Annotated in this window: 1 pseudogene; it reads right to left on the reverse strand. The window is 54.3% G+C overall.

The window, feature by feature from the left end:
- A pseudogene (locus tag IT084_RS17855) lies at positions 1 to 256 on the reverse strand (IS607 family transposase); the annotation flags it as partial.

A 256-nucleotide genomic window follows, 5' to 3' on the forward strand; every position in this document is an offset into this window, starting at 1 on the left:
GCCGGACTTTTTTGCCGCCCTTGGCTCCGTACAACCTGGCCGAAAAGGACGTGACTATGGCCAGCAAGTCCCGTACCAGTTCGGACTGGGCGTCTTCCGGTTCTTTTTCCGCGATGGCGATTGTTTCTACGTTGGCCTGCTTTTTAGTGGATACCCGGGCGTAAAGCACGACTGCTGTTTCCTGTCCGTCAATCATTTGGCCGGATTGTAAGAGTTTGTTGAGTTCTTCTATAGAGTACCGGCGCTGGCCTCCAGG

It is taken from the genome of Desulfallas sp. Bu1-1 (genome assembly GCF_015594625.1).
Taxonomy (GTDB): Bacteria; Bacillota; Desulfotomaculia; order Desulfotomaculales; family Desulfallaceae; genus JADNRQ01.